Origin of the sequence: Flavobacterium sp. UBA7680 (genome assembly GCF_002482975.1) — a bacterium.
GTDB lineage: Bacteria > Bacteroidota > Bacteroidia > Flavobacteriales > Flavobacteriaceae > Flavobacterium.
Map to the genome: position 1 here is coordinate 1 of NZ_DLHA01000057.1, position 16,544 is coordinate 16,544.

14 protein-coding genes are annotated in these 16,544 nt (G+C 32.8%); 9 read left to right on the forward strand and 5 right to left on the reverse strand.

Annotation, left to right across the window (positions count from 1 at the left end; genetic code table 11):
• Positions 1–43: 43 nt before the first annotated feature.
• From B3C18_RS23225 to B3C18_RS23235, 3 genes are read right to left on the reverse strand one after another with little or no spacing between them, the layout of a single operon-like run.
• Positions 44–595, reverse strand: a complete 552-nt coding sequence (locus B3C18_RS23225) for an ExbD/TolR family protein (protein ID WP_291152465.1) — start codon at positions 593–595, stop codon at positions 44–46.
• 19 nt (positions 596–614) lie between these two features.
• On the reverse strand, positions 615–1,247 hold the full coding sequence (locus B3C18_RS23230) for an ExbD/TolR family protein (RefSeq protein WP_291152468.1): 633 nt from the start codon (positions 1,245–1,247) through the stop codon (positions 615–617).
• 56 nt (positions 1,248–1,303) lie between these two features.
• A complete protein-coding gene (locus B3C18_RS23235; RefSeq protein WP_291152471.1) occupies positions 1,304–2,134 on the reverse strand; it encodes a MotA/TolQ/ExbB proton channel family protein in 831 nt (276 codons plus the stop codon).
• 380 nt (positions 2,135–2,514) lie between these two features.
• On the opposite strand from B3C18_RS23235, the gene B3C18_RS23240 reads away from it, so the two are divergent.
• Positions 2,515–4,032: a helicase HerA-like domain-containing protein gene (locus B3C18_RS23240; protein ID WP_291152474.1), complete on the forward strand. Its 1,518-nt coding sequence runs from the start codon at positions 2,515–2,517 to the stop codon at positions 4,030–4,032.
• Between the two features lie 163 nt (positions 4,033–4,195).
• On the opposite strand, the gene B3C18_RS23245 is transcribed toward B3C18_RS23240, so the two are convergent.
• A complete protein-coding gene (locus B3C18_RS23245) occupies positions 4,196–5,539 on the reverse strand; it encodes an FAD-dependent oxidoreductase (protein ID WP_291152477.1) in 1,344 nt (447 codons plus the stop codon).
• A gap of 214 nt (positions 5,540–5,753) precedes the next feature.
• Here B3C18_RS23245 and B3C18_RS23250 point away from each other — a divergent pair, with 214 nt between their 5' ends.
• The 7 genes from B3C18_RS23250 to B3C18_RS23280 all read left to right on the forward strand — a co-directional run bounded on the left by B3C18_RS23250 (position 5,754) and on the right by B3C18_RS23280 (position 12,168).
• Positions 5,754–6,347: a GNAT family N-acetyltransferase gene (locus tag B3C18_RS23250; protein ID WP_291152479.1), complete on the forward strand. Its 594-nt coding sequence runs from the start codon at positions 5,754–5,756 to the stop codon at positions 6,345–6,347.
• A 172-nt stretch (positions 6,348–6,519) separates the two neighbouring features.
• Positions 6,520–6,960, forward strand: coding sequence for a hypothetical protein (locus B3C18_RS23255; RefSeq protein WP_291152481.1), 441 nt, complete (start codon positions 6,520–6,522; stop codon positions 6,958–6,960).
• Positions 6,961–6,995: 35 nt separating this feature from the next.
• Positions 6,996–7,787, forward strand: a complete 792-nt coding sequence (locus B3C18_RS23260) for a helix-turn-helix domain-containing protein (RefSeq protein WP_291152483.1) — start codon at positions 6,996–6,998, stop codon at positions 7,785–7,787.
• A gap of 74 nt (positions 7,788–7,861) precedes the next feature.
• Positions 7,862–9,370, forward strand: a complete 1,509-nt coding sequence (locus B3C18_RS23265; protein WP_291152486.1) for a class A beta-lactamase-related serine hydrolase — start codon at positions 7,862–7,864, stop codon at positions 9,368–9,370.
• 44 nt (positions 9,371–9,414) lie between these two features.
• Positions 9,415–9,882 (forward strand): nuclear transport factor 2 family protein, encoded by a 468-nt coding sequence (locus tag B3C18_RS23270; protein WP_291152488.1) that lies wholly within the window; start codon positions 9,415–9,417, stop codon positions 9,880–9,882.
• 226 nt (positions 9,883–10,108) lie between these two features.
• Complete coding sequence (locus B3C18_RS23275; protein ID WP_291152491.1) at positions 10,109–11,566, forward strand: serine hydrolase; 1,458 nt, start codon at positions 10,109–10,111, stop codon at positions 11,564–11,566.
• Between the two features lie 152 nt (positions 11,567–11,718).
• The gene (locus B3C18_RS23280; protein ID WP_291152495.1) at positions 11,719–12,168 is read left to right on the forward strand and encodes a hypothetical protein; all 450 of its coding nucleotides are present in this window, start codon (positions 11,719–11,721) and stop codon (positions 12,166–12,168) included.
• Between the two features lie 164 nt (positions 12,169–12,332).
• Here B3C18_RS23280 and B3C18_RS23285 read toward each other — a convergent pair whose 3' ends face one another.
• Positions 12,333–14,720 (reverse strand): penicillin acylase family protein, encoded by a 2,388-nt coding sequence (locus B3C18_RS23285; protein WP_291152500.1) that lies wholly within the window; start codon positions 14,718–14,720, stop codon positions 12,333–12,335.
• Positions 14,721–14,836: 116 nt separating this feature from the next.
• On the opposite strand from B3C18_RS23285, the gene B3C18_RS23290 reads away from it, so the two are divergent.
• Positions 14,837–16,393 carry a hypothetical protein gene (locus B3C18_RS23290; RefSeq protein WP_291152502.1) on the forward strand — a complete coding sequence of 519 codons (1,557 nt, stop codon included), beginning with the start codon at positions 14,837–14,839 and terminating at the stop codon, positions 16,391–16,393.
• Positions 16,394–16,544 lie beyond the last annotated feature (151 nt).

Below are 16,544 nucleotides of genomic sequence, written 5' to 3' on the forward strand. Positions count from 1 at the left end.
ATTTCATTTTTCTTGATTATTAGGTTATAAAAAAAATAAAAAATTATTTTTTCTCTAACAATTCTGTTTCTTTAGGAAGAAAATCATTAACAATAGCATAAGTTTCAACTCCTGTGATAGCCATTTCATCCAAAATGTCCACTAGATTCTTATACTTCGATTTCTTACCTGGCTTGATGATAACAATAATTCCTTTAGCTTTATCTCCAGTATATTCAATTACTGATTTTTTACGAGCTAATAATTCTCTACGAATCCCATCTTTTCCATAAGCAATATCTTTAGGACCAGCAATAGGAGTATCGATCAATCCCATATAATAGATAAGTTTATTATTCTCACCCATCATAACAGTCATAGTACGCTTCTCATCGACCTTCAGATCTTTTTTCAAAGGGTCTTTGTCATCATTTTTATCTGGCAAACCTAAAGGCATCGCCTGAGGTTTAGACAACGTCGTGGTCAACATAAAGAATGTGATCAATAAGAAAGCCAAATCCACCATCGCAGTTAAATCTACTTTAGAGTTTTGCTTTTTACTTCTTACTTTACCACCTTTCCCGCCACCACTGTCGCCGGTATTTAATTCAGCCATTTTAGTGTATATTTTTTAATTAAAAGTCTTTTCCTCTCATACCTGTAACTAAGTTAAAGGAATTGATTTTTTGATCTTGCAAAATATCCATAATTTTTTTGATTTGTGGATAATCTTCTTTTGCATCACCTTTTATCGCAATTTGCAATTCATTTTTTCCTCCGCTTAGATCAATCGCTGCTCTTCTAGAAACTAACAACCAGTCTTTTAACTGATTATTTAAAGAATCTGTAGGAATTCCAGGTTGAGGAGCTTTAGTTCTGTCTGCAGCTTTCATTTGAATAATTTGTGACAAATTACCCAACGGCACACCGAAATCATCCATTAATGCAAATTTCTCTTTATCATCGTCTGAAAATTGAACTCCTAATTTTGCTCCCATACCAGTAAGAGTTTGTTTACGTAGCTCTCTTCCTTTTATGTCAAAAAACACTTTGCTAATTCCATCTTTTCCTTTACCAATAGTAATAATTGCTAAATCTGAATCTGGCAATTTAGTTAGTACTGTAGAAGAAGGTGTATCAACAGGCAGTGCCTCAGGAACTTTAGCGGTAGCAGTCAAAATAAAGAACGTAAGCAAAAGGAATGCAACATCACACATCGCAGTCATATCTGTCGATGTCGACTTTTTTTTCATTTTTAATTTAGCCATTCTCTTTTATTTTATTTTGATATAATTAATTCTAGTTATTAAATATCAAAAATTAATTATTGTTTCAAACTTCCTCTGAATTTTCTGTAAGTATTTACGATAGTAACACCAGCCTCATCGATAGAGTAAGTTAAATCGTCAATTTTACCTGTAAAGAAGTTATAAGCAATAATAGCTAAGATAGAAGTAGAGATACCTGTTGCAGTATTGATAAGTGCCTCAGAGATACCTGTTGCAAGAGCAGCCTGATCTGGAGTTCCAGCAGAAGCTAACGCACCAAACGCTTTAATCATACCTGATACAGTTCCTAATAATCCTCCTAATGTTCCTAATGATACTAAAGTAGAGATAATAGTTAAGTTTTTCTCTAACATTGGCATTTCTAATGAAGTTGCCTCTTCGATTTCTTTGTGGATTACTTCTGAAGCTTCTTCACTATTGAAACCTTCTTTTTTAACATCTTGATATTTAATCAAAGCAGATTTAATTGCATTTGCAACTGAACCTTGTTGTTTGTCACATGAAGCGATAGCAGCCTCGATGTTTCCTTCTTTAATGTTTCCTTGAACATTTTTCATAAATGCATCTAAATTAGCTTTTCCAGCCGCTTTACCGATAACAATGAATCTTTCAATAGAAAAAACAACAACCATTAAAAGCATACCTAATAATACTGGTACAATAAATCCTCCCATGTACACCATTCCTAAAGTATTGATTGGGTGTGGGTGCTCTGTATTGAAACTTCCTGCTTCAAAGTTAGATTCAGCTCCCATAACAAATTTCCAAACTAACCAACCAACAAAAACACATGCTACAATAATGATTCCTGAAATCATTCCTCCCCCATTTGAAGTGCTTTCTTTTTTAACTTTAACGTTTGCCATTTTTTTAAATTTTAATAGTTTTAAATAATTTTTATTTTTTAGTTATATTTAACTTGTAGGGTAGCAAATTTATACGTTTAGTTTAAATAAAAAAACTTTTTTTAATTTTATTGAAGGAAATTTAACGTCAAATTAAAAAATATCTCATTAATTTGTCGGCATCATTTTTATGATAAAACAAAAAAAAAGGCGAATAATAGAAAAATTACAACGTTTTAGTAAATATTCAATCATTCCGTTGAAATCTTCTTAAAAAGCTGCGAATTTATTTTTTATGTTTATTTCAATCAAAAAAAGCATTTTCCTACTAAAAAAAAGACAGATAAATTGTTAAAAAATCAAACAAAACCCTTATAATCATCTAAATTACAAATAAAAACATGAATAAAAAAGATAATTTCATTCAGGACATAAACAATGGTTATTCTGCTAAAGGTGACTCTATCATTTTGGGCGGTGCAATTTTAGATGGTGAAGCAATTGCTGAGGCTCACGTCAAGATTCCTTTAAAAACGTTAAACCGCCACGGTCTTATCGCCGGAGCGACCGGAACTGGAAAAACAAAAACAATTCAGGTTTTTTCTGAGCAGTTATCAAATGCCGGAATTCCTGTTTTAATGATGGATATTAAAGGTGATTTTAGCGGTATTGCAAAAGAAGGGAAAGAGGAAGGTTTTATTACAGAACGTCATGCTAAAATAAACGTACCTTATAATGTAGCTGCATTTCCGGTTGAATTAATGTCGCTGTCTAAACAAAACGGAGTTCGTCTGCGTGCAACGGTTTCAGAATTTGGTCCGGTTTTATTTTCGAGAATTTTAGATTTAAATGATACTCAGGCCGGAGTTGTGGCGGTTATCTTTAAGTATTGTGATGACAATCAAATGCCTTTGTTAGATTTAAAAGACATTAAAAAGGTTATCAATTATATTACCGAAGAAGGCAAAGAAGAAATCGCAGCCAGTTATGGTAAAATTTCAACCGCAACCACCGGAACGATTCTAAGAAAAATTATTGAACTGGAACAGCAAGGCGGTGATTTGTTTTTTGGCGAATTGTCTTTTGAAACGGATGATTTAATGCGAATTGACGAAAACGGAAAAGGTTACGTAAATATCATCCGCTTGACGGATATTCAGGATAAACCAAAATTATTTTCCACTTTCATGTTAAGTCTTTTAGCAGAGATTTATCAAAAAATGCCTGAAAAAGGAGATGCAGAACAGCCAGAATTAGTAATCTTTATAGACGAAGCGCATTTAATTTTTAATGAAGCCAGCAAAGCGTTATTAGAGCAAATTGAAACGATTGTAAAATTAATTCGTTCAAAAGGTGTCGGCGTTTATTTTGTTACTCAAAACCCAATGGATGTTCCGAGTGGTGTTTTAGCACAATTAGGATTAAAAATTCAGCATGCCCTTAGAGCTTTTACAGCAAATGATCGTCAGGCGATTAAAAAAACAGCCGATAATTACCCAACTTCTGAATATTATAAAACCGATGAATTGCTGACAAGTTTAGGAATTGGAGAGGCTTTGGTAACCGCTCTAAATGAAAAAGGAGTTCCAACCCCGCTTGTTGCGACAATGATGCGTGCACCGCAAAGCCGAATGGATATTTTATCGGCTTCAGAAATTGAAGAAATAAATGGCAAATCGAAACTAGTTAAAAAATACAGTGAAGAAATTGACCGCGAAAGTGCCTTTGAAATCTTATCTAAAAAAATAGCCGATGCAAATGAAGCTGCTGCTCAAAGAGAAGAAGAAGCTCCAACAAAATCTTCAAAAGCAGAACCTAGCACTACTGAGGTTGTTACAAAATCTGTACTGAAAGTGGTAACAAGCGCTTCCTTTATAAGAGGTGTTTTTGGGGTTTTATCAAAATTCTTAAAAAAGTAAAAAAATATTTTAAACCATATAAGTTATATAAGTTCATTTAATTTATATGTGGAATTATATTAAGTCACTAAATACCAAACCCGACAGGTTTTAAAAACTTGTCGGGTTTATACTATACGCAAAGCATTATATTAACTTATATAACTTATATGGTGTAAAATATTTATGCTTTCTGCAGCAATTCTAGAATTTTATTTTCAACTTCTGGTGAGTCCCAGATATTTTCTATGTTTTCCAGTTTTAAAACTTCTTCCATAATTCCGTTTTGGAAATCTCCAATTGCTAATGCTTCGGCATACGGACGGTCACTAAAAGTAACGCGGCTGTAAAGCGGAATCCATTTATCGGGGTGTTTATCTGAAAATACTTTTTCTATTTTCTTTTGTAATAAGAATTTTTCATCTGCCGTTTTGGTACTCATTTCCATGAAATTTCGGTATGAAAGTTCAGCAATTGCATCGGCATTTGGTTTGCGAGAGATTTGATATTCAGAGAAAATCTTTTTCCAGTCGTTTCCAAATTTATCAATCATTTCGTTCAGAACCGTAATATCTTCAAAACCAGCATTCATTCCTTGTCCGTAAAACGGAACAATGGCGTGACAGGCATCTCCAATCAAAGCAATTTTATCTTCGTAAGTCCACGGAAAACATTTCATGGTTACCAAAGTACTTGTTGGATTTTTAAAGAAATCATTTGCCAGTTCCGGAATCACTTCAATCGAATCCGGGAAGTTTTTCTCAAAGAAATCTTCTACCATTTTACGATCTGTAAGCGATTCAAAAGAGTTTTTACCTTCAAAAGGCATAAATAAAGTACAGGTAAAACTTCCGTCAAGATTAGGAAGCGCAATTAACATGTACTCGCCTCTCGGCCAAATATGAAAAGAATTTTTGTCTAATTTATGAGTTCCGTCAGCATTTGCCGGAATATTTAATTCTTTGTAACCCATATTTAAAAATTCCTGCGAATAATTAAACATACTCTGACGCTGCATTCTGTGTCGGATTCTCGAAAAAGCTCCATCGGCACCAAAAACCATATCATATTTTCGTTCTTCCCACTCGCCTCTTTCGCTTTCGCCTATGTGCAAAGTTGCATCACTTAAGGTTACATCCCAGATTTTTTGCTCAAAATAAAATTCCGCTCCGGCATTTTCGGCTAAATCAATCATTTTCCTATTTAGTTTTCCTCTCGAAATCGAATAAATGGATTCACCTTCCTGTCCATAATTCTGAAAATTGAGTTTATCAACCAAATGAATGGCGCGTTTTCCCATAGGAATTGCAATTTCCCGAACTGCATCTCCAACTCCAACACCGTCAAGCGCTTTCCATCCACGATTAGACATTGCAAGATTAATAGAACGGCCAGAAAAATTTATTTTTCGAATATCAGGGCTGCGATCATAAACATGAACTGTGTGACCTGCTTTTTTAAGATAAATTGCCAACAGCGATCCTACAAGTCCAGAACCTACAACAGCAATTTTTAGTGAAGTTTGCATCGGGGAAAATCTAATATATAAGATCGTAAAAATAAGTAATAATTGTACATAAGCTTTAAATTACAACAAATATTTAACCTTAAATACCAATATTTATTAGGCATGTATAGCCGTTTTCATAACAAAATCTCATTTTAATAGATTTATTTAGATTTTCAAAAGAAGTAATTTAGCTACAGAAAAACTATTAACCTATTACAATTAAATAACCACAATGAACAGTGAAATTTTACAATCAGAAATCATTTTAGAAAATGAAAAAGTATTATTAATTCCATTTGAAAGCGAAAGAAACATTGAACTCAAAGAAATTATTTTTGATGACGAAATCTGGAAATATATGGGAATGTATGTTCGCAACGATCAAGATTTCGAAAATTATATTCAAAGTACCTTAAAACAAAAAGCTGACGGAATTTGTTATCCATTTCTCATTATTGACAAAGCTACAGACAGAGTTGCCGGAAGTACCCGTTATGGCTATTTAAATCATGCGAGTCAAAAATGTGAAATTGGCTGGACTTGGTACGGAAAAGATTTTCAGGGAACTGGTTTAAACAAAGCCTGTAAATATGAATTACTAAATTTTGGTTTTGAAAATATTCAATTTAAAAGAATACAATTCAGCGCCGATCTTGAAAATCTAAGATCACAAAGAGCTATTGAAAATTTGGGAGCTTTAAAAGAAGGTTTATTTAGAAATAATTATATCGATTCTGAAGGAAATAGTAAAGACGATGTTTATTATAGTATAATTTTAGAAGAATGGCAGCATACTAAACGGGATTATTTTGAAGAATTTGTGTAAAAATCAATTCATGTCCTTAACAAAAAAAGCAATACATTAGCTTGATATAAATCTATCTTCTCTTCTATATCATATGAAAATTAAAACTTATTTAGCAGCGCTTCTTATTCTGTTATCTTTCAATTTTTATGCACAGTCAAAAATGCTAACCGGCCCTAAACATTTAATAAGGTTGGAAATCCCTAAAAACTGGGTTCAGGCTGAGAACGATCAAATTCCTTTTTTAATAAGGCCAGACGATAAAAATAGCAGCGACGATACATATATGTATGTTTATGGATTAGATTATCAATCACCGCCTGATTTAGATTTATGGATTGAAGGAAATAGTTTGGAATTAAAAAATGATATTCCTGAAATAAAGATTGGTGAATTAAATTACAGCTTTGAAAATTTAAAGAAAGATAACTTTTTAACCGGACGTTATAAAGTTGTAAGCTACATATATCCTAATTTTAAAGAAGAAGCTTTATTGGTTATTGAATCTAAAACTACCATTATTACAGCTGTTTTAGCAGCAAAAGATCATGCTGAATTTAATAAATATCTTAATTCGTTTAAAGAGCTTGTAAATTCAATAAAGATTAATGCCGCGAAAGTAACATTTGAATAAATTTTCAGAGAAACAATTCAAACTAATACCCAAAAATGAACCTCTACTCAGAACATTACGTAACTCAAAAAGCTGAAAGGTTCGTCAATAAAATTTGGTGTTTAGACAACAGCATCGGCGAAAGCCTGATCGAAAATAAACTCGTTTTACCAAACGGCTGTTTTAATCTTGCCATTGTAACTGGGAACGCTATAGAAGTTCATACCAGTAAAAACAAATATGAAATGAACGAAGGCATTTACTTTTGTTCGCAAATGACCAATAAAGTTTTGGTGAATATCCAGCCGAAAACTAAAGTTACTATAATACAGTTTCATACGTGGACGCTTTCGATGTTTCCTAAATATGACTTAAGCAATTTTACAGATTCTATTCTCAAAATTAATCCTGAAGAATTGCCTTTTAAAATTCAAATTGATGCCGAAATTGAAATTTTATTAAATACGATAAATGTTTATTTTGAAGAATTATCGGTTTTACATCCAAACAAAAATGTAATTGAAAGAATCTGCGAAATCATTAAAAACCAAGAAGAAATTTCGGTGTCAGAAATCAGTAAAGATTTAAAATCATCGCAGCGATTATTGCAGATTAAATTTAAAACGGCAACCGGACTTACGATTAAAAAATACATTCAGATTTTGAAGTTCAGAAAATCAATCGATCAAATGGTAAATTCTGATTTAGAAAAACTAAAACTAACCGATATCGCACTGTACAATAAATATTTCGATCAATCGCATTTTATAAAAAAGTTTAAAGATGTAACGAAAACAACACCCAAGATGTTCGATCCCAATTCGTATTTTCTTTCGCAGAAAAGGTAAGTTTTCGCTTTTATACTATTTTTCAAGTTTTGGTTGATGTATTTTTGCAAATCATTAATCATCAATCAATCACAATGAAAATCAATCACACTTTTTTTCAATTAAAGTTTATTTTAGTTGGAATTTTACTTTTTCAAATCCAAATTGGATTTTCTCAGGAAACCGAAAACTCGGCTTTGTACAAAACCATTATGTCAAAAGACAGTCTTCTTTTTAATGTTGGTTTCAACACTTGCAACATCAAACAATTTGAAGATTTACTAACTGACGATTTTGAGTTTTTTCACGACAAAGACAGCATTTCAGACAGAACCCGATTTTTGCATAATTTAAAAAACGGATTATGCGGATCGCCGGCAACATACCAATCGCGAAGAGAATTAGTTGACGGAAGCACAGAAATTTATCCAATGTATAAAAAAGGTGTTTTATATGGGGCGATACAAATAGGAACGCATCGTTTTTATGAAACTTCAGCAGGAAAACCGGAACAATTTGGAAGTACAGCAAAATTTACGCACGTTTGGCTTTTAAAAAACAAGGTTTGGAAATTGTCAAGATCTCTTAGTTACGATCATGAAACGGTAAGTTCAGCATCAACGAAATCGAGCCTTTTTGATAATGACGATTTAACCGAAAAATGGCTGAAAGAAAATAAAGTTCCTGCTTTAGGAATCGGCATTATTACAGATGGAAAACTAAAACAGGTAAAAGTTTTTGGCGAACTAAAAAAGGGTGTTACCGCGCCATATAATACCATTTGGAACGTCGCTTCTTTAACAAAACCTATAACTGCAATTACCACTTTAAAATTAGTAAGTTCAGGGAAATGGGATCTTGACGAACCGCTTTATAAATATTGGACAGATCCTGATATTGCAAATGATCCGTATTTAAAATTGCTTACAACGAGAATTGTTTTAACGCACCAAACTGGTTTCCCAAACTGGAGATTTTTAAACGAATCTGGAAAACTGGATTTTAAATTCAAACCCGGAACAAAATATCAATATTCTGGCGAAGGTTTTGAATATCTGCGAAAAGCGTTAGAGAAAAAATTCCATAAAACATTAGAACAATTAGCAGCTGAATTGGTTTTTGAGCCGATAAAAATGAATGATTCACAGCTTGTTTGGAATGATAAAATTGATCTTTCGAGATATGCAATTAATTATGACAACAAGGGAAATGCATATGAACCAACAAAAAACAAAACTGCAAACGCTGCCGACGATTTATTGACCACAATTGAAGATTACGGAAAATTTCTTTGCAGTGTTTTAAACAGCGATGGTTTAAGCAAAAAAGTATTTGATGACATGAACGCGCATCAGATTACTACTAAAAAAGATAAATATTTTGGTCTGGGTTTTGAAATTTATGATTTCGGAAACGGAGAATATGCTTTATCACACGGCGGCGCAGATAAGGGCGTTCAAACTCTCTTTTTTATACTTCCAAAAACAAAACAAGGTCTTATTATTTTTACCAATGTTGATGACGGCTATAAAGTATACAAAGATTTACTCTTGCATTATCTTGGCGAAAATGGGCAAAAACTAATCGATATTGAAACGAAGTAATTTCACTGAAAATCAATATTATAAAGACTAATGTTATGCCAAAAATGATCAACATATTAGTTCTCTTCATGTTATTTTTAAGAAGAGAAGCTATTGCGCAAACCAATTCAGAGGTTTTAAAAATGGATCTTCTAAAAACTGAAATTATTAAAATGGACAGTTTACTTTTTGATGTTGCATTCAATCAATGTGATGCGGCACTCTTTAAAAAAATAATTTCAGAAGATGTGGAATTTTACGATGACCGCTCTGGATTGAACATATCTCAGGCAAATGAAATCAAGTCTCTGATTTCAAAATGCGAGAGTCCGAAAAAATTAACCAGAAAATTAAATTCCTGTACCATTGATAAATTAGGCGATTTTGGAGCTGTACAATTAGGAGAACATACCTTTTATGTTGATGGCGTTCCAAAAGGAACCGGGAAATTTGTTCATATTTGGGAAAGAACTGGTACAGATTGGAAATTAAAACGAATTGTGAGTTATGAACATAGACCTTATAAAAACTAGTCCTTAGTTGATGCTCAAATTCTTTTTAGTAAAGTGAATGAAAAAAATCGATGAATGTTGAAACCAAATTGTAATTCAATCGTCTAACATTTTAAGCACGTAGATTTATTCAAGTAAAAAAAATCGTACTTTCGATTTCGTTTATTGAATCTCTAATTGTTAGAAGGTTTCAATCATCAATCAAAAACGAATCATTTCACTAACCCTAAAACCATAATTATCAATCATGAAAAAATCAATCAAACTAATTGCGCTCTGTGTACTGATACAGTTTTCTGCAATAAGCATTTATGCACAAGATAAAGCCAAACAAATTGACGATCTTTTAAGCAAATACACTGAATACGGACAATTTAACGGTTCGGCATTGGTGGCAGAAAATGGAAAAATTATCTTTAAAAAAGGTTTTGGCCAAGCTAATATGGAATGGAATATTCCAAACCAGCCCGACACTAAATTTAGATTAGGTTCTATCAGCAAGCAATTCACAGCGTTTTTAATTGTAAAACTGGCTGAAGAAGGAAAACTAAAACTAGATGTTCCAATCACAACTTATTTACCGGATTATCCAAAAGAAAACGGAGACAAAATCACGATTCATCATTTGTTAACGCATACATCCGGAATTCCGAATTATACTTCAGTACCAAACTTCCTTAGAGAAAAAAGCCGTAATCCGAGTACTCCTGAAGACTTTGTAAAAACATTTTCAAGTCTTCCGCTAGAATTTAAACCAGGTGAAAAATTCAACTATAGTAATTCTGGTTACTTTTTACTGGGTTATATTATCGAAAAAATTACGGGCAAAGCATACGAACAGTATTTACAGGAAACTATCCTTACACCTTTAAAACTGGTAAACACTGGTTTTGATCATAGCGAAATTATCCTTAAAAACAGAGCTGCCGGTTATGAAAAACAAGGCAAAAACTATGTTAACTCTTCCTATATTGACATGAGTATTCCATATGCAGCTGGTTCTTTATACTCAACTGTAGAAGATTTATATCTTTGGGATCAGGCGCTTTATGGCAATAAAATACTTTCAGAAAAATCAATGGAATCTTTATTTAAATCCTATATCTCATTTGGAAATGAAGGTTATGGATACGGTTGGTTTTTATCTGAAGAAAAAATTGGTGATAAGCAATATAAAATTATAGAACACGGCGGAGGAATTAACGGATTTAATACGATCATTTCCCGCGTACCTGCTGATAAAAATTTAGTTCTTTTATTGAACAATACCGGCGGAACAGTTTTAGGCGAAATGAATGAAGCTATTCGTAATATTTTATACAATCAGCCCTATAATCAAGCTAAAAGATCAATGGCACTTGAACTTTTAGAAGTTTTTAAAGCCAAAGGTACTGCTGCAGGTATAGATACTTATAAGAAATTAAAAGCCGATTCAACTTATGGTATTAAGGAAGGCGACATGAATAATGCAGGTTACCAATTATTGCAAGCCGGAAAAAAGAAAGAAGCAATTGAAGTTTTTAAAATTAATGTAGAAGCTTTTCCAAAATCAGGAAATGTTTATGATAGTTTAGGCGAAGCTTATTTAGCCGATGGCGATAAAAAACTGGCTTTTGCCAATTATTCAAAATCAGTTGAATTGGATCCTTCAAACGAAAATGGTAAAAAAGTACTAGAAGAACTTTCAAAAAATAAAGCGAAATAATTTTTAGAAAATCTCTTAAAATAAACTCCGATAAAATCGATTCAAAATCTTTTTTATCGGAGTTCTTTTTGTTATAACTTGTAACATTCAAACTTTATGATTTATCATAAAAAATATTATTTTAGCCGTACCCAAAACAACTAAAATAACCTATGAAAAATCTAAAAAAGCACGCTTTTCTGGCTTTATTTCTATGCCTTTTAATTCCAACTATTTGTATTTCGCAGACAAATTCTCCATCTGCAAAAATGCCCTCACAGCAAAATAAAATCATAATTGATAAAATCGTCGAAGCGGCCCATTACAAAAATTATGTAATTGATTATTGCCTTTCTAAAATAAATGAAGCTTCGGCAAAAGAAGGCTGGAACGAACAAAAAGCAATGGAAATTACAGAAAGCATTAATTACAAAAACTTTAGAGATGCGATCTACAATCTTTTTGTTGTGTATGATGAAGTTGAACTGGAAACTTTGCTAAAAGCATACGAGAAAGATACAGCGTATCAAAGTCAAAATATTATGACGACGAGTAAAGTCCTTACTAATAACCTGAATATTTTTGCAAATGATATTGTGAAGGGGAAGTATATTTCTAAATAAAGGTTCTAAGGTTCTGAGATGCTAAGGTTCTAAGTTTAGGTTCAAAGGGACAAAGTAACAAAGGCTCAAAGGTTTTTAAGTCTCAACATCTTTGTCAAAGTTTGAACCTTTGACAAAGATTTCGTAATCCAAAACTTGAAACCTGAAACTTGAAACAAAACAAACTACCCTTTTGGTTTCAAAACCAGTTTCGTCGATGTTTTTATAATTTCTTCTTTATTCAATTTCATTTTTCTGAACTTTCCGGCATTGTACATTTCGGCCTGGTCGCTGTAATGTTTACTGAACGGATTTCCTGATTGTCCTGTTGGCAGAATACTCCAGCTGTTTTCAATATCAGAGAAATCTACGATTCTTCTGGTTGAAGGGCCGCCTTTTACATAATACTTTCCTTCATTATTTAAACCAAAGAATAAATTATTAATTACTTCATTTGAACCCGGCGAAGCAAAAGGACCAACATTGAATAATCCGCGAAGTGCAGCGACTTTTCCTAACGGATGTTCGTGTTCAACAGTATGCACTTCTCCCCATTTCCAATCAGCAATTGTAGTTCCTAATTGTTTTTGAAGATCTGAAATAGCTTCATGAAATGATTTTGAAACAATGTCTTTTCTCGTTTCTTTTATATTCTTGGTCTTTATATTATCCCACCAAACCGAATTTTCATTCTTAACTTGATTGGCAATAACTTGTTTCCCGACAGAAAGGCCTAAAAACATATTAAAATTGTCCTCGCCCATTTCGTCTTCAAAAGTATTTTTCAAATAAAGATAAATCCATTTATTGTAAATCGTTGGCGCAACATCTTCCAGATTTGTTGTTCCCTTCCAGGATTTTAAAACTTTTACCGCTTCTTTTTCTTCTTTAGAAATCGAATTAAGATCAATATTTGAAATTAGGTTTTGAACCGTTCCAACTGCAACTTCTGATGTATTATCATAAATCATTTTACTGATCGCTTCTTTATCCCAATCTGATTTTGCATCCATTAAACCCGAAATTCTTTTCGCACGATCTTCTGGCAGGTAATATCCCGGATATAAAAATCCATCGATTGGTTCTGGCTGATTATTGGCCGAATATACATAACCCCATTTCGGATTTTCAGCCGATGGATTTTTCGAAAAATCTAAATATTCTACAATATCATCTTTCCCGCTTGAACCGTCTAAAATTAAATGAGTATTTACGCCTTTGTTATGTTTATATAATTTTCCTGTCGCCCACCAAGCCACATTTCCTTTGGCATCGCCGTACATCACATTTAATCCCGGCGCAGCAATTAAGCTGGCAGCCTTTTTAAAATCGTCTTTGTTTTTAGCATGCGAAAGACCATAAGCAGCATCCAGAATTTGAATAGGCTGATGCGTATATGTCCACAACATTGCAATTGGATGTTTACGATCCAATCGTTCCAGTAAATCATTCATAATTGGCCCGTGTGGGCTTGACTTAATTGTCAGCACAACATCCGAAGTATCTTTTACTTTAATTGTTTTTTTTCTGATTTCGTAATTCGAAAAACCCGTTGGAGTTTGATATTGATTCGAATCTCCCTCTTTGCTTTTTTCCTGATAAAAATCAATGTCATCATTTTCAAACATCGTTAAACCATAAGCATAATCACGATTGTGCGCCAATAACGGAAACGGAGTTCCAGCCAAATAACAGCCGTACAATTCATGTTTCGGAGTTACAATATGTGCTTCGTACCAAGTCGCAGGCTGCGAAAACCCAATATGCGGATCATTGGCAAAAATTACTTTTCCGCTTTTTGTTTTATGCGGTCCCGCAACCCAGCTGTTACTTCCTATAAATGGCGGAATTGGCGATTTGTCCAACAGCGCCGTAATTGATTTCGAAACAGCGGTATAATCTTCAATATTTTCTTTTGAACTTTTGATTTGCGTATTATTGAATTCGCCTTCAATTCCTAAATCTTTTAAATATTCAATTCCGTATTTATTTCGAATATCAGTCAATAAAGGATCTGTTTTTTGAGCCATTGCAAAACTAAAAGACATATATCCGAAGATATTGTAAACATCTTTTATGGTGAATTTTTCTTTTTTCACTCCAACCAATGTAAACTCAACCGGCGTCGTTCCTTCTTCTAAATATTGATTTATTCCGTCCAGATACGCTTGTGTCAATTTATAACTTTCACTGTTTTTGTCCAATTTAGCAATGGCTTTCGCCGAAGCTTCTTCAATACCAATTCCCGCAAAAAACTTATCATTTTTAAGCGCAACAGATCCGAAGATTTCTGATAATTTTCCCGGCGCAATTCTGCGAAGCAATTCCATCTGCCATAATCTTTCCTGCGCGTGAACATATCCAAGTGCCGTCATGGCATCTTTTTCAGAATCGGCATAAATATGAGGAACACCGTATTCATCAAAATATACTGTGGTTTCCTTTTCAAGATTTTTCAATTCTATCTCGCCTTCATACTTGGGTTTCAAATGAAAAATATAAGCACATAAACCTATTCCAAGCACAACAATAAGCAGTACCAAAACCAACAGAAATTTTTTAAATCTTCTCATATTTTGCAAAAGTATAAACCGTGATGTTTGTAAAATGATGTAACCAAAAAGAAGAATAATGTAATAATCCTCCTTTTTTAAAGCCTAAATTTATGTATTTAAAATCAATCTTATAAATGTCAATATATAAAAAAATAGCAATCGGTGTAATTTCTCTTTTCCTGCTTGTGATTTTGGCTAACATTGGGCTGAATTACTGGATTAAAAAACAGCTTCCGATTATTATTCACGAAAAAAATAAAACCGTTTATAATATCAATTACGAAAAAATTGAAGTTTCTCTTTTTTCCCGAAATATCTACGCAGAGACATTATTAGTAAGTCCGAAGAATCAGCCGAAAGACAGCAAAAATGGGCTCTTCTCTAAAATTGAATCTATTACAATCAAACATTTTAATATTTGGGATTTGGCTTTCCGCGATATTATCCAGGCCGAAAGTATTATCATCAATAAACCCAGAGTGATTTTATACAAAAAGGGCGAAAAATTATTGAACAACAGTAAAAGCATTAAAAGCGAAATCTTTGAACCTTTCCGTAAAATTGTAGCCGTTTCGAATATTTACTTAAATGACGGAACAATTGATGTTGTTTCTTTAGATACTCAAAAACCTATTTTCAGCATCAAAAAAATCATTCTGAAATTAGAAGGAATTCTGCTTACAGATGCTACTTTAAAAGAAAAAATTCCTCTACAGTATAAAAGTTATGCCTTAGTTATTGATAGTTTATTTTATAGACCAAGTGCTTTTTATCATATCAACATTGGAAAAATAAGTACCGAGAAAAACTTTTTAAAAATTAATAATTTCTCTAATCTTCCGCAATTTAACCGACCGAATTTTATTAAGCATCTAGATAAAGAAAAAGATATTTATACGCTGAAATTTGATTCGGCTCAAGTTTCAAAAATGGATTGGGGTTTTAAAAATGATCGTTTTTTCTTTAAAGCAAATTCACTTGTTATCAATCATTTTGATGCCAATATTTATCGTGGAAAAATGCCGAAAGACGATTTGAGTAAAAAATATCTGTACAATCATTTATTACGAAATATAAAATTCCCACTTCAAATTGATACTTTACAGGTTCTGAAATCTAAATTGGTTTACGAAGAAGAAATTGATTTTTCCAAAGGTCCCGGAGTTTTAAATTTTGATAAATTCAATTTGCAGGCAACAAATCTGCGAAGTGGTTTTGGTCTCAAAAAAACCGATGATGTCAAAATCAAAGTGAAATGTATTTTCATGAAAACTTCGCCTCTTGATGTTGACTGGAGTTTTAATGTTCTGGATAAAAATGACGGTTTTCATATTCAGGGTGTAATTTCCAATTTTGATGTAAGAGCGATGGGACAATTCAGCAAACCGTATATGAATGCTTCTTTCACTGGAGTTTTTAATAAATACCGTTTTAATTTCTACGGAAATGACAATATTTCAAAAGGAAATGCTTCTTTAGATTATGACGATCTTAAAGTGAAATTATATAAAAAGAAAAATCCCGAAAAAGAAGCCAAACTAAAATCTGCAATCGCTAATTTGCTTGTCAAAAATGACTCAAAAGACAAAGCCAAAACCGCCGATGTCGAAATTGAAAGAATTCAGGAAAAATCATTCTATAACTTTTTATGGAGAAGTATTGCTGAGTCTTTGAAGAAGATTTTGATATAAATGCACCTCGTCAATATAGCCTGCGGTTTCAACCGCAGCAACACAAGGCATTTCCGCAAAGAAATCCCATAACGCATTCTTACAATACGTTCCCCGTGGTTGAAACCACGGGCTATGTTATTTTTGATTCGTATTTTTTTCGCCACGAATT

Coding starts and splice junctions, on each gene's coding strand:
- B3C18_RS23275 (WP_291152491.1), top strand. CDS start 10,109: ATGAAAAAATCAATCAAACTAATTGCGCTCTGTGTACTGATACAGTTT.
- B3C18_RS23290 (WP_291152502.1), top strand. CDS start 14,837: ATGTCAATATATAAAAAAATAGCAATCGGTGTAATTTCTCTTTTCCTG.
- B3C18_RS23230 (WP_291152468.1), bottom strand. CDS start 1,247: ATGGCTAAATTAAAAATGAAAAAAAAGTCGACATCGACAGATATGACT.
- B3C18_RS23265 (WP_291152486.1), top strand. CDS start 7,862: ATGAAAATCAATCACACTTTTTTTCAATTAAAGTTTATTTTAGTTGGA.
- B3C18_RS23240 (WP_291152474.1), top strand. CDS start 2,515: ATGAATAAAAAAGATAATTTCATTCAGGACATAAACAATGGTTATTCT.
- B3C18_RS23235 (WP_291152471.1), bottom strand. CDS start 2,134: ATGGCAAACGTTAAAGTTAAAAAAGAAAGCACTTCAAATGGGGGAGGA.
- B3C18_RS23245 (WP_291152477.1), bottom strand. CDS start 5,539: ATGCAAACTTCACTAAAAATTGCTGTTGTAGGTTCTGGACTTGTAGGA.
- B3C18_RS23280 (WP_291152495.1), top strand. CDS start 11,719: ATGAAAAATCTAAAAAAGCACGCTTTTCTGGCTTTATTTCTATGCCTT.
- B3C18_RS23250 (WP_291152479.1), top strand. CDS start 5,754: ATGAACAGTGAAATTTTACAATCAGAAATCATTTTAGAAAATGAAAAA.
- B3C18_RS23285 (WP_291152500.1), bottom strand. CDS start 14,720: ATGAGAAGATTTAAAAAATTTCTGTTGGTTTTGGTACTGCTTATTGTT.
- B3C18_RS23225 (WP_291152465.1), bottom strand. CDS start 595: ATGGCTGAATTAAATACCGGCGACAGTGGTGGCGGGAAAGGTGGTAAA.
- B3C18_RS23270 (WP_291152488.1), top strand. CDS start 9,415: ATGATCAACATATTAGTTCTCTTCATGTTATTTTTAAGAAGAGAAGCT.
- B3C18_RS23260 (WP_291152483.1), top strand. CDS start 6,996: ATGAACCTCTACTCAGAACATTACGTAACTCAAAAAGCTGAAAGGTTC.